This window comes from Photobacterium chitinilyticum (assembly GCF_004104355.1).
Lineage (GTDB): Bacteria > Pseudomonadota > Gammaproteobacteria > Enterobacterales > Vibrionaceae > Photobacterium > Photobacterium chitinilyticum.
The window spans coordinates 589,502-607,317 of the sequence record NZ_RJLM01000002.1 but is presented as its reverse complement, the minus strand read 5'-3'; the positions used below and the strand labels follow the sequence as shown (position 1 = coordinate 607,317).

At 46.6% G+C, this 17,816-nt stretch carries 15 protein-coding genes; 12 read left to right on the top strand and 3 right to left on the bottom strand.

The window, feature by feature from the left end; genetic code table 11:
• Window positions 1–155: 155 nt before the first annotated feature.
• Complete coding sequence (gene norR / locus EDI28_RS08735) at window positions 156–1,706, bottom strand: nitric oxide reductase transcriptional regulator NorR (RefSeq protein ID WP_128783457.1); 1,551 nt, start codon at window positions 1,704–1,706, stop codon at window positions 156–158.
• Between the two features lie 353 nt (window positions 1,707–2,059).
• Between norR and EDI28_RS08730 the strand changes: the two genes are divergently transcribed.
• From EDI28_RS08730 to EDI28_RS08700, 8 genes are all read left to right on the top strand, one after another.
• Window positions 2,060–4,327 carry a nitric-oxide reductase large subunit gene (locus tag EDI28_RS08730; RefSeq protein ID WP_128783456.1) on the top strand — a complete coding sequence of 756 codons (2,268 nt, stop codon included), beginning with the start codon at window positions 2,060–2,062 and terminating at the stop codon, window positions 4,325–4,327.
• The gene (locus EDI28_RS26905) at window positions 4,324–4,467 is read left to right on the top strand and encodes a hypothetical protein (RefSeq protein ID WP_164918511.1); all 144 of its coding nucleotides are present in this window, start codon (window positions 4,324–4,326) and stop codon (window positions 4,465–4,467) included. Before EDI28_RS08730 ends, EDI28_RS26905 begins: the two co-directional genes overlap by 4 nt.
• Before the next feature lie 65 nt (window positions 4,468–4,532).
• Window positions 4,533–4,925, top strand: a complete 393-nt coding sequence (locus tag EDI28_RS08725; protein ID WP_128783455.1) for a SirB2 family protein — start codon at window positions 4,533–4,535, stop codon at window positions 4,923–4,925.
• A 391-nt stretch (window positions 4,926–5,316) separates the two neighbouring features.
• Window positions 5,317–6,267 carry a transaldolase gene (gene tal, locus EDI28_RS08720; protein ID WP_128783454.1) on the top strand — a complete coding sequence of 317 codons (951 nt, stop codon included), beginning with the start codon at window positions 5,317–5,319 and terminating at the stop codon, window positions 6,265–6,267.
• Window positions 6,268–6,365: 98 nt separating this feature from the next.
• Window positions 6,366–8,360: a transketolase gene (gene tkt / locus EDI28_RS08715; protein WP_128783453.1), complete on the top strand. Its 1,995-nt coding sequence runs from the start codon at window positions 6,366–6,368 to the stop codon at window positions 8,358–8,360.
• Window positions 8,361–8,977: 617 nt separating this feature from the next.
• Window positions 8,978–10,315, top strand: a complete 1,338-nt coding sequence (locus tag EDI28_RS08710) for an APC family permease (protein ID WP_128783452.1) — start codon at window positions 8,978–8,980, stop codon at window positions 10,313–10,315.
• A gap of 56 nt (window positions 10,316–10,371) precedes the next feature.
• On the top strand, window positions 10,372–11,535 hold the full coding sequence (locus tag EDI28_RS08705) for an amidohydrolase (protein ID WP_128783451.1): 1,164 nt from the start codon (window positions 10,372–10,374) through the stop codon (window positions 11,533–11,535).
• Between the two features lie 10 nt (window positions 11,536–11,545).
• A complete protein-coding gene (locus tag EDI28_RS08700) occupies window positions 11,546–12,331 on the top strand; it encodes a phytochelatin synthase family protein (protein WP_128783450.1) in 786 nt (261 codons plus the stop codon).
• 499 nt (window positions 12,332–12,830) lie between these two features.
• Here EDI28_RS08700 and EDI28_RS08695 read toward each other — a convergent pair whose 3' ends face one another.
• Together EDI28_RS08695 and EDI28_RS08690 are read right to left on the bottom strand one after the other, a co-directional pair.
• Window positions 12,831–14,036: a NupC/NupG family nucleoside CNT transporter gene (locus tag EDI28_RS08695; protein ID WP_128783449.1), complete on the bottom strand. Its 1,206-nt coding sequence runs from the start codon at window positions 14,034–14,036 to the stop codon at window positions 12,831–12,833.
• Entirely contained in the window at window positions 14,036–14,584 is a 549-nt protein-coding gene (locus tag EDI28_RS08690) for an NAD(P)H-dependent oxidoreductase (RefSeq protein WP_128783448.1), read from the bottom strand. The genes EDI28_RS08695 and EDI28_RS08690 overlap by 1 nt, the downstream gene beginning before the upstream one ends.
• 357 nt (window positions 14,585–14,941) lie before the next feature.
• Here EDI28_RS08690 and EDI28_RS08685 point away from each other — a divergent pair, with 357 nt between their 5' ends.
• From EDI28_RS08685 to EDI28_RS08670, 4 genes are all read left to right on the top strand, one after another.
• On the top strand, window positions 14,942–15,343 hold the full coding sequence (locus EDI28_RS08685) for a DUF2170 family protein (protein WP_128783447.1): 402 nt from the start codon (window positions 14,942–14,944) through the stop codon (window positions 15,341–15,343).
• A complete protein-coding gene (locus EDI28_RS08680) occupies window positions 15,340–16,026 on the top strand; it encodes a PspA/IM30 family protein (RefSeq protein WP_128783446.1) in 687 nt (228 codons plus the stop codon). Before EDI28_RS08685 ends, EDI28_RS08680 begins: the two co-directional genes overlap by 4 nt.
• A 60-nt stretch (window positions 16,027–16,086) precedes the next feature.
• Window positions 16,087–17,109, top strand: a complete 1,023-nt coding sequence (locus tag EDI28_RS08675; protein WP_128783445.1) for an ion channel — start codon at window positions 16,087–16,089, stop codon at window positions 17,107–17,109.
• Window positions 17,110–17,174: 65 nt separating this feature from the next.
• Window positions 17,175–17,810 (top strand): YjfK family protein, encoded by a 636-nt coding sequence (locus tag EDI28_RS08670; protein ID WP_128783444.1) that lies wholly within the window; start codon window positions 17,175–17,177, stop codon window positions 17,808–17,810.
• Window positions 17,811–17,816 lie beyond the last annotated feature (6 nt).

Below are 17,816 nucleotides of genomic sequence, written 5' to 3'. Positions count from 1 at the left end.
TTTTTTCACCGGTTGTAAATGAGCGATTAGTGAGGATAAATAAGTTTTGTGAAACTATTGCTACTTAAATAAGAATTTGAGACAGAGCCGATAATGTCCCCCGGAAGAACATTATCTGCCGGGGGACTTTTGTATTACTGCGATTTCAACCGCTGCTACTTCAAGCCCAGGCGCTTAGCCAAACGGTGCAGATTGCCGCTGTCGATGCCAAGCTGTCTTGCGGTCGCGGCCCAGTTATTGCTATTAGCGTCCAGCGTCTGTTGAATATACTGCGCCTGAAACGACTCGGTCGCATCCCGTAGATTGTCACCCGTAAAAACAGACCTTGTTACGCGGACAGAGTCCCGAGCCGATCCTGTAATAGTGGCCTCTTGAGCGATACCATCAAAGTTAAAATGATGGGGGCGGATCTGCGGCGTTTCAACACCGTGCTCAGAACGAGCCAAAATTGCAGCGCGATGAATACAGTGTTCAAGCTCCCGGATATTCCCCGGCCAACTATATTGAGAAAGCATTGTCAGACTTGACTGACTTAATCGCAAAGTCTGTATGCCTAATTTTGCCCGACATTTTTCAATAAAATACCCGGCCAGCAAAGCAATATCATCACCACGCTCGCGCAGCGGCGCAACATGAAGCGGGAATACACTGAGGCGATGGTAAAGATCGGCACGGAACCGCCCGTCAACGACCTCCTGCTTAAGATCTTTGTTAGTCGCCGCAATGATCCGGACGTTGACTTTCAGACTGCGATCATCGCCGATCCGTTGCAAGTCACCATACTGCAACACCCGCAGCAACTTGGCCTGAAGAGCCAACGGTAATTCACCGATCTCGTCGAGAAAAAGCGTACCTTCATTGGCAATTTCAAACTTTCCGCTGCGATTGCTGATAGCGCCGGTAAAGGCTCCTTTTACATGGCCAAACAACTCACTCTCGGCGACAGACTCCGGCAGAGCTGCACAGTTGAGATAGACGAGAGCCTGCCCGGTTCGGCTTGACTTACGATGGATATCTTTCGCCACCAGCTCCTTGCCGACACCCGTTTCGCCCAACACCAACACATTCAAATCGGATTTGGCAACAACATCAATCTCGCTCTTGAGGGCAGCCATTGGTGCAGACTGACCAACCATTTCTATATTGTCACTATCGCCAATTTTAATTGACGGCAATTGGGTCGGGCTCTCCGTCGCCACTTTTTCAAGCTGTTCCATCATCAAGGCATTATTAAGTGACACAGCCGCCAAGGCACTGATGGTCCGCAGATCCTGATCGCTAAATTCAGCAAATGACGAGGTATCGAAACTGTCAATGGTCAGTGCCCCAATCAAGTTATCGTCTGCCAACAGTGGCAAGCCGATACAGGCATGCACTTTTAGCTCATCTTCATGATTGGGGATCAGACCATCAAACGGATCAGGCAGATCGCTATCGGCAGGAAACCTGACTATATCACCAGCACGCGCTATGGCTTCAAGCCTTGGGTGCTCATTGATGGTAAAACGGCGGCCAAGCACATCAGGCACCAGGCCGTCGATAGCCAGCGGTGTAAATTGCTGCCCCTGAAATGCCAACAATGCTGATGCATCACAGTTTAGAGTTTGACGAATGGTGTTGAGCAAACGCTGAAAGCGGTCCTGATTGGAAATACTGGTCGTCAGATCCAAGGCGATGTGGGTAAAGTCACGCGTAGCCAAAACCATGTCAGTTATCTCCACGGATATTGTTCAGGATGTCAGAAAGATAATGTCACTATGACACTAATCGTAGAAATCTCAATGCCAGAATTAAGCGTAACCTCTAACAGAACTTCTAATAACTTGATCTTTTGGGCTTAAATCATTCATCTCATGATCCCCCTAGATAATACACAGTAGCGCATTGTTACAGTCACCACACTGTCAATTTGACATCTAAGTGTAATATTGACACACAGTCAATACTGTCATATTGACACAACAGATAATACAAATCAGCTTAAAATCAACAACTTAACTTTTGGCATGATACTTGATTATCTAGTCTCGATACTAAAACAACATTCGAGTAATCAGATATGACTAAACAAAAGTTATCAATCATATCGCTTCTCATTGTGTGCTTGGCTTCATTTACAGTTTTGCTCAGCATCGGAAGCGACATTTATCGAGAGGCACCGCCGATCCCAACTCAGGTTGTGAACACCGACGGTGACGTTATCTTTACCGAAAATGATATCCAGCGAGGCCAGCTAGTATGGCGTTCAATGGGCGGTCATCAGCTTGGTTCTATCTGGGGGCACGGTTCTTACGTTGCACCTGACTGGTCTGCGGACTGGCTGCACCGCGAGGCGAATAACTGGCTTGAGCTCAAAGCCCGCGATGAGTTTGACAAGCCTTTCACTCAACTGTCAAACAGCCAGCAGGCCGCTCTAGAACAACAGCTGCGTGATGACTTGCGCCCCAACAACTACAACGTGGAAAACGGTGTCATCACCATTTCTCAACTCCGTTCTGATGCGATTTCCATGTTACAACAACACTACATCGGTCTGTTTGGTGACGATCCTGCCTATCAGCCATTGCGTGAAGACTACGCAATGAAAGAAGGTACGGTATCGACAGCCGAGCGCCGCGAGCAACTGACTGCTTTCTTCTTCTGGAGCGCATGGGCTGCAACGACAGAACGCGTTGACCAAAGCTATACCTATACCAATAACTGGCCATATGATCCGGTAGTGGGCAACACACCGACATCAAGCAATATTGTCTGGTCTATCTTGAGTGTTGTTGTACTGATTGCCGGTGTTGGCGCGCTGGCCTGGTACCACGCTACGCTAAAGCACGAACCACTACCAACGCCACCTAAATATGATCCTTTGTTTGACAGCAAACCAACGGATTCGCAGAAAGCAGTAGGTAAGTACTTCTTTACTGCTGTTGGCCTATTCTTACTGCAGGTTTTCCTTGGGGGTATCACCGCCCACTATGGTGTCGAAGGACAAGATTTTTACGGTATCCCACTGTCGGAAATTCTCCCGTATTCGGTAACGCGTACCTGGCACACCCAGCTCGCTGTATTCTGGATCGCAACTGCATGGTTGGGGACCGGGCTGTATATTGCACCGGCGCTATCTGGCCATGAACCTAAGTTCCAGCGTCTGGGCGTCAATGTGCTTTGGATTGCCTTGGTAGTTGTCGTACTCGGTTCGATGGCGGGTGAGTGGCTGGCCGTTCAGCAGTACTTTGATCTTGATACCAGCTACTTGCTTGGTCATCAGGGTCAGGAATACATTGATCTCGGCCGCGTTTGGCAAGTATTGCTATTAGCTGGCCTGCTGATCTGGCTAACACTGGTCACACGCGCTATCCGTCCGGCACTCTCTCAGCAAGGAGAAATGCGTCCTGTAATTTGGGTGCTGTATGCGTCTTGTGTGGCGATCGGCCTCTTCTACGGTGCCGGTCTGTTCCAAGGAAAACACACCAACCTGGCGATTGCTGAATACTGGCGCTGGTGGGTAGTCCACCTATGGGTTGAGGGCTTCTTTGAAACCTTCGCAACCTCGGTTATTGCCTTGATGTTTGTTCGTCTTGGTCTTGTGAGAGCGAAAACGGCCAACAGTGCTGTCCTATTCGCAACAGTAGTCTTTTTGACTGGTGGTCTGATCGGTACCCTACACCACCTTTACTTTACCGGCACACCAACATCGGTGATTGCCTGGGGTTCAATCTTCTCGGCTCTTGAAGTCGTACCGCTAGCATTGATTGGTTTTGAAGCTGTCGAGAGCTATCGAATGCGCAGCGCAACGCCTTGGATGGCAAAATACAAATGGGCAATTATGTTTTTTGTAGCCACGGCATTTTGGAACCTAGTCGGTGCAGGTATGCTTGGATTCCTAATCAATCCGCCAATCGCGCTGTACTTCATCCAAGGGCTGAATACAACGGCAACTCATGCCCACGGTGCCTTTATGGGTGTATACGGTATGCTTGGTATTGGCCTGATGCTGTTCTGCCTACGCGGCCTGGCTGGAGAGGCACGGGGCTGGGATGACAAATGGCTGAAATGGTCATTCTGGTCACTGAATATTGGCTTGGTTGCGATGCTTGCCATGTCGCTGCTGCCGGTCGGCCTGGTTCAGTTCTTTGCAGTAATTGAAAACGGTTACTGGTTCGCGCGTTCACCGGAAGTTATGCACAGCCCACTCGTTGAAACGCTCGTCTGGTTACGTATGCCTGGTGACATGCTATTTGGCGCTGGCGGTATCTTCCTCGGTATCTTCCTTGCCAAGCTGATTGTTCGTGCAATCAAGTCAGGCAAAGAGACGGAGGCACTAGTACGATGACTTATCACATCCTATCCGGGCTTAAAGTACTACTGGCTATTTCAGGTATCTACCTCGGCAGTGCCTTTCTGACTAGCCTGCCACAACTGTTTGTTCAGTTGTCCATTGAGATGGGATGGATGACACCCGTACTTTTGTAACTCCCCCTCGGTTCAGGTCGCCTTATTTTATGGCGGCCTGAACTGCTCTCGAAGAGTAGAACGCTATGTATCTGGCTATAAAAACATTTCATCTTATTACCGTAATGCTCAGCATTAGTTTATTTTTATTCCGTTTCAGTCTGCTATGCCGACAATCTTCCTGGGCTGATAACCCAATACTGAAAGTTATACCGCATATCAATGATTCCCTGCTGCTTACCAGCGGCATTGCCCTTATTAGTCTCTCGGGCTTTGTTCCGTTCACACCAGCTGCCCCTTGGCTATCTATAAAGCTGATGAGTGTGGTGGCCTATATACTTTGTGGGGCTTTTGCCCTTAAATCCAAACGGGCCTGGCAGCGTTGGGGCTTTTTTGCCGGAGCAATGGGCTGGCTCGTGTTTATTATCAATCTCGCTATTAGCAAATATTTTATTTTTGACGCTATCGTTTGGTTATAAGGTGCGGCTCTACCAGTAAATGCCATTCCTCAGCAGAATTCAGGCCGTTTTTTCGTGCCAAGCGCGAACAAAAGCTCAACACCCAGATCATATGCTCACACATTAAACATTTCACTAAAGCTAATAAACAACTTATTCCTAATAACAATTCTCAAAAACGTCTAAAAAACGTATGAAAATGCGATCTAAGCACGGTTTGATACTCTTACCAATTGACAATTTGCAGCAAAAAGCTAATTATCACCACATCAATTGTTCTTTGATGATCCATATGTTCACAGGCTGTGTTTTTGGTTTGAAACATTTGGGTTAATTACAGGTAAAAATACCTTTTCTGGCTACACTTTAGCTAGCTATCAGACAAGCCCTAACACTTTGAAGGTCGAAAGATATGAGCACTAAACTGGAACAACTGCGCGCACTAACAACTGTTGTTGCTGACACTGGCGACATTGAGGCTATCAGCAAGTATCAGCCTGAAGATGCGACTACCAACCCATCGCTGATCCTGAAAGCTGCACAGATCGCTGAGTATGCTCCTCTTATTGATGCATCAATTTCTTACGCTAAAGCTCAAAGCGATGACAAAGCACAGCAGGTTCAAGACACTTGCGACATGCTTGCAGTAAACATCGGTAAAGAAATCCTGAAAGTTGTACCGGGTCGTATCTCTACTGAAGTTGATGCTCGTCTTTCTTACGACACTGAAGGCAGCATCGCAAAAGCTCGCCAGCTAATCAAAATGTATAACGATGCTGGTATTACCAACGACCGTATCCTCATCAAGCTAGCTTCTACTTGGGAAGGTATCCGTGCTGCGGAAGTACTAGAGAAAGAAGGCATCAACTGTAACCTTACTCTACTATTCTCTTTTGCTCAGGCGCGCGCATGTGCTGAAGCAGGCGTATTCCTGATTTCACCTTTCGTAGGTCGTATTATGGACTGGTACAAAGCGAAAGAAGGCCGCGACTTCGAAGCATCAGAAGATCCAGGCGTAGTATCAGTAACAGGTATTTACAACTACTACAAAGAACACGGCTACAACACTGTTGTGATGGGCGCAAGCTTCCGTAACACAGGTGAAATTCTTGAACTAGCTGGTTGCGACCGCCTGACTATCAGCCCTGATCTGCTACAAGCCCTAAGCGATGCAGAAGGTGAAGTGGTACAGAAGCTAGTTGCTGATGTTGAAATCAAAGAGCGCCCAGCGGCAATGACTCACGCAGAATTCCTATGGGATCACAACCAAGATCCAATGGCCGTTGAAAAACTGGCTGACGGCATCCGCAACTTCGCGGTTGACCAAGGCAAGCTTGAGACTATGATTGCAGATCGTCTGTAAATCTTAATGAATTCCAGAAAGCGGCCAATAAGCCGCTTTCTTACTTTTATGAATTGATAGAATTATCGATTCAAACAAATTCTATAGTGGAAACCAATATGGAACGTAAAATGTTAGCAAATGCAATCCGTGCCCTAAGCATGGATGGTGTACAGCAGGCAAATTCAGGTCACCCAGGTGCACCAATGGGTATGGCAGATATCGCTGAAGTACTTTGGCGTAGCCACATGAACCATAACCCACAAAACCCAGAGTGGGCAGATCGCGACCGTTTCATCCTATCGAACGGCCACGGTTCAATGCTTATCTACTCTCTACTTCACCTAACAGGTTACGAACTATCAATCGATGATCTGAAGAACTTCCGTCAGCTTCACTCGAAAACACCGGGTCACCCTGAATACGGTTATGCGCCGGGTATCGAAACAACAACTGGCCCACTAGGCCAGGGGATTACCAACGCAGTTGGTATGGCGATTGCTGAAAAAGCAATGGCTGACCAGTTCAACCGCGAAGGTCATGACATCGTTGACCACTACACCTACTCGTTCCTGGGTGATGGTTGTATGATGGAAGGTATCTCTCACGAAGCATGTTCTCTAGCGGGTACGCTAGGTCTAGGCAAGCTGGTTGCTTTCTGGGATGACAACGGCATCTCTATCGACGGTGAAGTTGAAGGCTGGTTCTCTGACGATACACCTAAGCGCTTCGAAGCTTACGGCTGGCACGTAATCCCAGCAGTTGACGGTCACGATCCAGAAGCGATCAACGCAGCTATCGAAGCCGCTAAAGCTGAAACTGGTAAGCCGACACTGATCTGCTGCAAGACTATCATCGGTTTTGGTTCGCCAAACAAGGCGGGTTCCCACGATTGTCACGGTGCACCACTAGGCGCAGAAGAAATCGCAGCAGCACGTGAATTCCTTGGCTGGAACCACGGTCCTTTCGAAATCCCTGCAGACGTAGCTGCTGAGTGGAACGCGAAAGAAGCCGGTGCAGCAAAAGAAGCTGCATGGGATGAGAAGTTTGCCGCATACGCAGCCGCTCACCCTGAGCTAGCAGCAGAATTCAAACGCCGTACCGCTGGCGACCTTCCTGCTGAGTGGGAAGAAAAAGCTAACGCTATCATTGCTGATCTTCAAGCAAACCCAGCAAACATTGCATCACGTAAAGCATCTCAAAACGCACTAGAAGCGTTTGGTGCTATGCTTCCTGAATTCATGGGCGGCTCTGCTGACCTTGCTCCTTCTAACCTGACCATGTGGTCTGGTTCTAAGTCGCTAGAAGTAAACGACTTCACAGGTAACTACATCCACTACGGTGTACGTGAATTCGGTATGACTGCTATCATGAACGGTATTGCTCTGCACGGTGGCTTCGTACCGTACGGTGCAACATTCCTAATGTTCATGGAATACGCACGTAACGCAATGCGTATGGCTGCACTGATGAAAGTGCAAAACATCCAGGTTTACACTCACGATTCAATCGGTCTGGGTGAAGATGGTCCTACGCACCAGCCGGTAGAGCAGGTTTCATCACTACGTCTGACTCCTAACATGAGCACATGGCGTCCATGTGACCAGGTTGAATCAGCAGTGGCTTGGAAATTCGCTATCGAGCGCAAAGACGGCCCTACATCACTGATCTTCTCTCGTCAGAACCTTGCACAGCAAGAACGTACAACGGCACAGGTTGCTGACATCGCTAAGGGTGGCTACATCCTGAAAGATTGCGAAGGCAAACCAGAGCTAATCCTTATCGCTACAGGTTCTGAAGTTGAACTAGCAACTGAAGCTTACGCGCAGCTAACCGCTGAAGGCCGCAAGGTTCGCGTTGTTTCTATGCCAGCAACTGACCTATTCGACAAGCAGGATGCTGCTTACCGTGAAGCCGTTCTGCCATCTGATGTGACTGCTCGTGTTGCTGTTGAAGCAGGTATTGCTGACTTCTGGTACAAGTACGTTGGTTTCGGTGGCCGTATCATCGGTATGACAACGTTCGGTGAATCTGCACCAGCAGGCGAACTATTCAAAATGTTCGGCTTCACTGTTGAGAACGTAGTTAATACAGCAAAAGAACTACTGAGCTAAGCATTACAGCTTAACTGCTTTCAAAGCCAGGCTCTATAGCCTGGCTTTTTTGTTCCACCAATTTCTTTATACAAACATAACTCCTACCTTGGCTTCAAAATCATAATACAAATATCACTTTAGTTTATAACCATTACCAACCTATCTGTTAATTATGTATTTACACATTTATTAAATTCAGTTACATCTGAATTTGTGCTTTAATATGCTCATTATTAGCAATTGATGAATATGTGACTAAAGTCTTACTTTGTGAAGGGTTATTATAGATGTATCTATTTATAATTCTGTCATTTTTTTGAACTAGATCAGCTATTTCAAACCAAGCAACCCCCCATTACATAACCAAGATCAATGCCTGAAAATAAATTTATGCATATTGACATATTGTAGAAAACATTTCTATAAATCAGACCTGCTGTGGAAAATTTGGGATTTTTTTCTCTTATATAAAGCGTATTCTCATTTTGAATTAAAACATAAGCACAAGGGAATAATTACTTCATTAATCCATATTTACTTTTTTTGATTTTTGATTTCAGTATTAAATTCACACCGATTTATCGGATGCTCCCTTGTGCCAGATTTTTATATTGGACGTAATAGTAGGTCGAAAGATGACAAAACAAAAATTAGGACTCGCGAGTATAGTATTACTCGGATTTAACTCCATCATTGGCTCCGGAATATTTTTATTACCTAGCTCTTTATATCAATTGGCTGGCGATTGGTCTGTTGCCCTTATTCTTATTACCGCGGTTATTGTCGCAACAATTGCCTTTTGCTTTGCTGAAGCATCAGGCTATTTTAGCCAAAATGGTGCCGCCTATGTTTATACCAAAGAAGCCTTTGGTCCTTTCGCCGGTTTTGAAGTCGGTTTCCTGAAATGGATTATGCAATGTATTGCATGGGGTGTAATGGCTGTAGCACTAACTAATATTCTTGCTAATACCTTTGGTTTTGAAGACAACCAAATGCTACGCAGCGGAATTATTATTAGTATTGTAGGTTCACTAACAATATTAAACCTTGCTGGAGTTGGTGCCGCTAAATTAGTAAACAATATCTCCACATTAGCAAAAATGGTTCCGTTGGTATTATTAATTGTCGGTGGTGTATGGTTTATCAACCCAGAATACATCATGCCAACTATCTCTTCTGCACCAGCAGAAACGGCAGAACACTCTCTTTCATTTGAAACGCTAGGTTCAGCTTTGATCCTTTGTTTCTACGCTTTTACCGGATTTGAAACATTCGGTACTGCCGCTGAAGATATGGATAACCCGAAACGTAACCTTCCTCTAGCGATTATTATTGTGATCATCGCCGTGACAGTATTCTATGCCGCTGTTATGGCAGTTTCTGTCGGTATCCTTGGTCCTGACATCGCCAACTCTACTGTACCGCTGGCCGATGCTGCAAAAGTCGCGTTTGGTGATGCTGGTTTCTATATGATCACCATTGGCTCAATCATTTCTATTGCCGGGATTAATGTTGCCGCTTCTTTCCATATTCCGCGTGCGTTGCTGCCGCTGGCTGACGACAAGATGATCCCTGCGGTCTTTGGTCGCAAGAACGAAAAAGGTATCCCTACTGTGGCTATCTTAGTATCCGGCCTGGTAACCATTCCAATTGCCCTATCTGGCTCATTCACCACTCTGGCAATGCTAAGTGTGGTAACCCGTTTTGCACAATACATCCCTACCTGTATTGCTGTACTCAGGTTCCGTAAGCGTTTCGAAGGTGACGAAAGCACCAAGAAAAACTTCAAAGTACCGTTCGGTCCGGTTATTCCAGTTGCTGGTGTCTGTATCTGCCTATGGCTACTTGCCGACCAGAGCCTAACCAAAATCCTTGTCGGTCTGGGTGCTATGGTACTGATCTCTCCGCTTTACTTCATCGCTCGCAAGCGTGCAGCAGAGCAACATGTAGAACCTGCAGCTACCAAGGCGTAACCCACTTGTAAACCCAGCCAGAACCTATGGTTCTGGCTACTACCCGGACATAAAAGATGATGAACACAATTGAACTTATTAACGAATGGCATCAGGAAATTACCACATGGCGTCATACGCTGCACAGCATGCCAGAGGTAGGGTTTGAACTTCACAACACATCTCAATATGTCGCGAACAAACTTGAATCCTGGGCCGTGAAAATCGATCGCAGCTTCGGCCAGACCGGTGTTGTCGGTATTATTGATGGCACGCTGGGCGAAGGCAGAACCATTGCCTACCGTGCTGATATGGATGCCCTGCCGATGCAGGATCAAACAGGTCAACTATATGCCTCTCAACATCCAGGACAAGCCCATGCCTGCGGCCATGACGGCCACATGGCAATGTTACTGGCAACCGCACGGTATTTCTCCGAAAACCGGGATTTCCGAGGCCGCATCATCTTTTTATTCCAGCCAGCAGAAGAAATAGGCGCCGGAGCCAAAGCCATGATGGAAGATGGCCTGTTCGAAAAATACCCTTTTGACGAAGTGTATGGTTTCCACAATATGCCAAGGTTGCCGGAGAACACCATTTCACTGAGATATGGCCCTATTACCGGCGCTGGCGAAAAGTTCCGTCTGATTGTAAAAGGCTGCAGCGGCCACTCCAGTGTCCCGCATAAATGCATCAACCCAATCACAATTTCCGCCAAGATCATCACAGCCTGGCAGTCCATTGTTTCGGAGTGCGTACCATGCTCTGAAATGGGCGTACTGGCGGTAACGAAAATTATGAGCGGTGAGGTATTCAACTCAATACCTGAATCAGCCGAAGCTGGCGGTACTATTCGTTTCTACGAACGTGAAGTCGGCGAGACGCTACGCCGCAAGATGCAACTGCTTGCTAGTTCCATTGCCGAAGCCTATGACGCAGAAGCTGAAGTTATCTTCGAAGTTCTGTGTCCGGCAACAGTAAATACCTGCGAACAGGTTGACTGCGTGATTGATGTTGCCAAGGAAACCGTCGGAACAGAAAACCTCAACACCAATGTCGAGCCCAGTCCGGGGGGCGAAGACATGGCATTCTTCAAGAAAGACGACAGTATTGGTGCCTGCTTTTTTATGATCGGCTCAAAAGGCACCAACCTCCATACCTGCGATTTTGATTTTGATGACAGCATCATTCCTCTAGGGGTCACTATGCTGTGCCGTATTGCAAAACAACGATTAGTGTAAAAGGTTAATTATGAAAACAATGCTAAAAACATCCCTACTTTCCCTCGCTTTGGCTGTTGTACCAACCTCTGCAGCCTTTGCCGATGTCATCAACTGGTCAAGCGACGAAGGGATCACTCGCCTTGAACAGTCTCATTTCAAGAAAGACTTCTTCAAGCTGGCAAACTTTTATGATGCGCAAGACAACAAAGTCTACTGTGGTGTTGCATCCACCAGCATTATAATGAACGCGCTTCGGGTTCGTCAGAATGTTACTGAAATCCCGCTAGATGAATCAGGAATCACTCCGGAAGACCGAGCTTACTTCCCTCAAGGTAACTGGAGCCCATTCTACGATCGCTATACCCAAAATACGGTTTTAGGCCACAGCGCTAAAACTCGACTACAAATCATGGGACAACCTGTTACCGAAGGTGCTGGCCCGGATTACGGTCTACAGCTTGATCAAATGACAGATCTGGTAACATCCAACCAGCTAAAAGTAAAAACAGTTTTTGTCGACAACCTAGACAACAAAGCGGCCATGAAAGCAGAGTTGGTTCATGCCCTCGAGACCAAGAACCAGTATGTTGTCGTCAACTACTCGCGCAAAACGCTTAACCAGCCAGGTTCAGGTCATTACTCACCTGTTGGTGCCTACGACAAAGCATCGGATTCTTTCCTAATCATGGATGTATCGAATGCTAAAGCGGACTGGGTCTGGGTCGACAGCGCTCAGCTGTTCGACGCTATGGCAACTATGGATACTAAACGCAATCGTGGCTACCTGCTGATCAGCGAAGGTCTAAAAGGCTAATCACACACAGCTCCGGCAGGCTCCCCTCTGCCGGAGTTATCCCATTAGTTTACTCATGACTACGCTTGCTCGCCCTACACTCCGAACACACCAACCTTTAATTTCCTCCTCAAGCAGTTCCGTTTATCACATATTTATCAGACTCAATATAGCCAAGCGACCCAATATAATTAATATTAATTTCTGCAAGAATTGATTATTTCCGAGGCAAGGCACCAATTTATTAAATATATGCCCAAGCTACCTCAAGATTCAGAGTGAAGCCAGAGTGTTCAGTTCAAGGGAAAAATGAAGAGCCACAACCAAGTAAGAAAATAAAAGTGGAAGAAATGACAATAGAAAGATAAGAAATACGAGATACGAGATACGAGATACGAGATACGAGATACGAGATACGAGATACGAGATACGAGATACGAGATACGAGAAAGGATACAAGAGAAATGAAAAGAGAAAAGAGCTAGAGCAGATAAATACTCTAGCTATTCTATTTTAGAAATTAAACAAACAAGCCAACAATTGTCGCATTCATTAAATTAGCCAATGTCGCAGCAAGTAATACTTTCATACCAAGCTGTCCGATAACACCCGCTTTAGTCGGGATCATTTTACTCAGAGCACCACATACCATCGCAACGGACCCGATATTCGCAAAACCACACAAAGCAATCGTCATAATTGCTGTTGAGCGTTCCGTCATGACCACGTTGCCCATATTGGCGAATGCTACAAACTCGTTCATCGCAATCTTTTGGCCTAAAAATGATCCAGCAATCGCTGCTTCATCCCAAGGAATACCAATTAGCCATGCAACAGGCGAGAACAACGTGCCGAGAATCATATCAACAGACAACCCTGAAATGTTGACCATCTCACCAATCGAGTTTAAACCGCCATTCAGCAATGCCATAAGACCAATACAGGAAATAATTACCGCACCGACGATAGCAGCAATCCCTACCCCTGCAATTGCCCCTTTGGCAATCGCATCAATAAAGCTGCTTGGCTTTTCATCATCCGGAAGCTCAGGCACTTCGTTGATAGTCACTTCCGTTTCAGGAATGATTAGTTTGGCAAACATTAATCCCGCTGGCGCAGACATAAAACATGCCATGATTAAATAGTTAAGCTCAACGCCCATACCGGCAAGACCCGCCAAAATGGATCCCGCAATTGACGATAGGCCACCAACCATAACGGCAAAGATTTGCGAACGAGTCAGAACGCGATGATAAGGTTTTACAAGCAAAGGAGCTTCAGTTTGGCCAAGCACGATATTACCGGCGGCATTCATTGATTCCGCACGAGATGTACCGAGTACTTTTTGCAATCCGCCACCGATCACATACACAAACCACTGCATGATACCTAGATAATAAAGCAATGAGGTCAAAGATGCGGTGAAGATGATTTGCGGTAGAACCTGGAGAGCCCAAACAAATCCGATCCCATCAACGCTAAAATTTACCAAACTGCCAAAAGCAAATTTAATACCTTCAGCACCGTAACCAAAAACATTGCCGACAGTGTTTGATATAGACAGTAATACGCCTGCTCCCATATCAGTAGCCAGAACACAAAAAGCAACAACTAAGATAATCGCAAAGGCACCCACTACGGCACGCCAGCTAATTGCTTTACGATTTTCGGAGAAGATAAACCCGACGCTCAACAGGGCAACAATACCGAGTACAGACTGAATCATTATAATTTTCCTATTAGCGTAGTTACGGCATGAGTTACTGCTTCGGCGTGATTCTGTGCAAGTTCTATTGTCTTCTCTTTGTCTCCACCTTCATCAGGATTGGCGTTCATTTCAAACGTCACAATAGTGTCGACAATATCCATTTCAGCGGCACGGAATGCATGTTCGAATGCTTGTTGATACACACTCAACGGCATGAAGTTAAAACCGTTTTCACTGTATGAATCTGCTGTCGCACCGGCCGTGATAGAAAACACTAACTTCTTGTCTTTTAGCTTGCTGCCGTCAGGGCCAAAAGCAAACCCGTAGGTAAACACGTCATCAATCCACTTTTTCAGCACTGCGGGGAAAGTGCTCCAATACAATGGGAACTGCACAACAATAACATCAGCCCTCAATAGCGCAGCCTGCTCTTCCTGTATATCGCCTTGATAAACAGCCAGGTTGTGAATTAACCACTCTGTTGTCTGTTGATAGTGCTTATAAATAGCCGCGTTTGCAGTTGATTCCTGTAAGTTTGGATGTCCATCGATGACGAGTACATTCATGTAATTATTCCTAATAATGTAAATAAGCAGAATTAAATCTCTACTTTTTCAGTCCGGCGGTCTTTGTCGGTTCAACCGGGTTGATTATAAAAGTCTCAGTAGCGGCAAGGAGAGGACATTTGTCCTTCTCCTATAGAGGCAGCTCATACTATTTAGAAATGGTATGTCTCTGTTTGATGAAATCCACGAAGACAAATTGAACTTGGCTCTCAGAGAGCAAGACTTACCCAGCAAATCTCACATCTGCTCACAAAATAACAACAAATTCGTGAATGAATGATGGTAATTCATGAGTTTAAAATCATAATAAGAGTAATTTTTTCTTCATCCCGATTCACTTATCAATAAGGTATGTCTATGACGTGGCAATTAACAGAACTCCTCCCCGTACTGTCTGACCATGATGGCTGGCAAGTCAAAGAACATGACCAAACACTTATCATCAGCAATGAAGACAACATCGACGCATACCTTGCCGTTGCCGGCGAACAGATTTTGGTAGAAGTCCTGCTTTTCCCGCACCAGCAGGTCAGCGATGTGCATGCATTGAATGACCTTATCTTGCGTACCCACAAGATGTTCCCGCTCTCGACCATTGGCATCAATAACATTGATGGCGATAGCTACTACGTGGCTTTTGGTTCACTCTCCTCCCAATCCAAAGCTGAGAGTATCCTCATTGAAGTCGCCACCCTATTCCGCAATGTCGAAGCATTTATCGACCTGTACCAGGATCACTTAACGGAGAACGCATCATGAGTGTATGGAAAAAACTGTTCACTGCCATCAAGGGTGGTGCAAACGAAGCGGCCGAAAATGTTGCAGACAACCAGGCACTTCGAATTCTTGACCAAGAGATCCGTGAAGCCAAACAAGAACTGCGACGTTCTGACGAGGCATTAGTCAGCATTGTAGCCAAGCGTAAGATGTCGCAGCAAAAAGTCGATGCCATCAATAATGGTGTGGAAGAGTACGAAGGCCATGCCCGCACTGCGATGGAAAAAGGCCAACAAGAACTGGCCCTTGAGTGTGCTCAAAAAGTTGCCACCCTGCGCAACGAGCAACAGGCCGAGCAGGTCTATCTGGATCAGTTTGTCGCCTCAGAGCAAAGTATGCGTACCAATATTGCGCAAGCTAAAGACAAGCTTCGTCAGTTAGAACAACAAGTCGACGTCGTTAAGGCCAATGAGGCGGTTCAGAAAGCGCAATCAGCCGTATCAGCCACAAATGTCGGTGCCAATGCCAAAATGCACACCGCTGTCGAGTCATTGGAACGTATCAAGCAACGTCAGGCCGAAAAGTCTGCCCAGCTTGAAGCCGCTGCTGAGATGGCAGAAGAGCAATCAGGCAGTAGCCTTGACAAGAAACTGGCTGAGGCCGGAATAACCGCAGGCGGAAAGTCGTCTGCGGAAGACGAGCTGGCTCGTATTTTAGGTAAGTAAGGCTGTCAGTTTGGTTTTATTACTTACAAACAGTTCTCACGCAGGCAAGCGGAGGTAATCATGTCATTGTGGATTCTCTTTCAACGATGGGCCGTACGAAACTTTACCCAGTTGAACGGACGAAACCTTCTGATTACCCTGCTTGGCTACAGTGTAATAAGCTGGTTACTATTAACATTCGCAGGTGAAGACAATCTCACCCGCTCATTTACCGATTTTGTCTATTATCTCTTTGTCACCGCCTCAACTGTTGGTTACGGTGATATGTCTCCGACAACAACAATGGGGAAATGGGTCGCCTCACTCTTTGTGATCCCCGGAGGCCTTGGATTATTTGCCTTGGGGGTCGGGCGTGTCGCCAGCTTTTTTATTTACTATTGGAAAAGCGGTCTGTTGGGAAAACGGAGTCTCAAAGTGAACAATCATATTTTAGTTCTGGGCTGGAACGAGCAGCGTACCTTGCATCTAATCAAGATGCTGCAGCACGAAGAGAAAGGCAACCGCCCGATTGTTCTGTGTGTCCGTCCAGAAATTGAAAACCCGCTCCCGGGCGAAGTCGAGTTTGTCCGTGTTACCAGCTTCACAGATAATGAAGGGATGAAACGCGCCGGTATAGACAGTGCAAGCTGCATTCTTATCGACAACCCGGAAGACGATATCACGCTGTCAGCCGCCCTTTACTGTGTCAGCAAAAACCCCAAAGCGCACTTGTTGGCCTACTTTAATGACGAGGCCCTAAGCCAGCTGTTAAAACAACACTGCCCGAATGCCGAGTGTATTCCTTCTGTGGCAGTCGAGATGATGGCAAAGGCTGCGGTAGATCCGGGCTCCAGCGAGCTGCATCACGAACTGCTCAGCACTACCCAGGGGATGACCCAGTATTCCGTCACCTACCCCCAGAACGCTGCTATTACAACTATCGAAGCGTTATTCTCAACGTTCAAGCAACAATATGATGCCACGTTGATCGCCATTGATAGCGGCAACGGTGTCGAGCTCAACCCATCGCTACAGCGTGAAGTTCAACCCGGTAGCAAGCTATTTTATATCTCGGACGAACGTGTCATTGAGTTTAAATGGTAGGACGGATCCGATTAACCAACGTAACCAGCCTTTGAGCAGGCCGCTGTTATCGCTCAGGAGTCATTATGTTTGATTGGTTTAAAAAGAAAAAAACGCCGGAAACCCCACTTCCGCAGTCCCCGGAAATTTTGGGGCTGAGGCTTGGCGGCGCATTTGAGTTAGATGACTTGAAACTGCGCCTTATCGAGCCGGATCTCATCATTGAAGGTGCGGCTCGTACCCAGCTCATCAAAGCGGTAGGGGAAGTCCAGCTTGATGAACAAACTCGGCTATTACGTTATTACACCGATGACGACGGCTTTATTCAAGTTCTGACCCACGGCCAGAGCGATGCCGACATCAGCGAAGTTAAACTCTATTATTTCTACGATACCAAACCGATCGATACCGATTCGGAGTGGAACCACTTGCTGGATAACCAACTAGTACAACCGGCGTGGGAGCTAGAAGGCCATACATTTGAAAAAGTATGGGAAAACAGCCGACCCGTTGTGATGACAGAAAAGACCTGGCTCGAAAATGGTGCCACTAGCGAAACCGACCAGTTCGTCATGATCTATGAACGAAACATCGGTAATGACATCTTCGAGTCCGTCTTTGTTGCCGGCGAAGAAAAAATTATTCATAACCGTGCCGAACGCAGCCTAGCTATCAGCACAGGTATCAACCTATCACCGACCGACTTCAAGCTCATTGGTTAGTCAGTT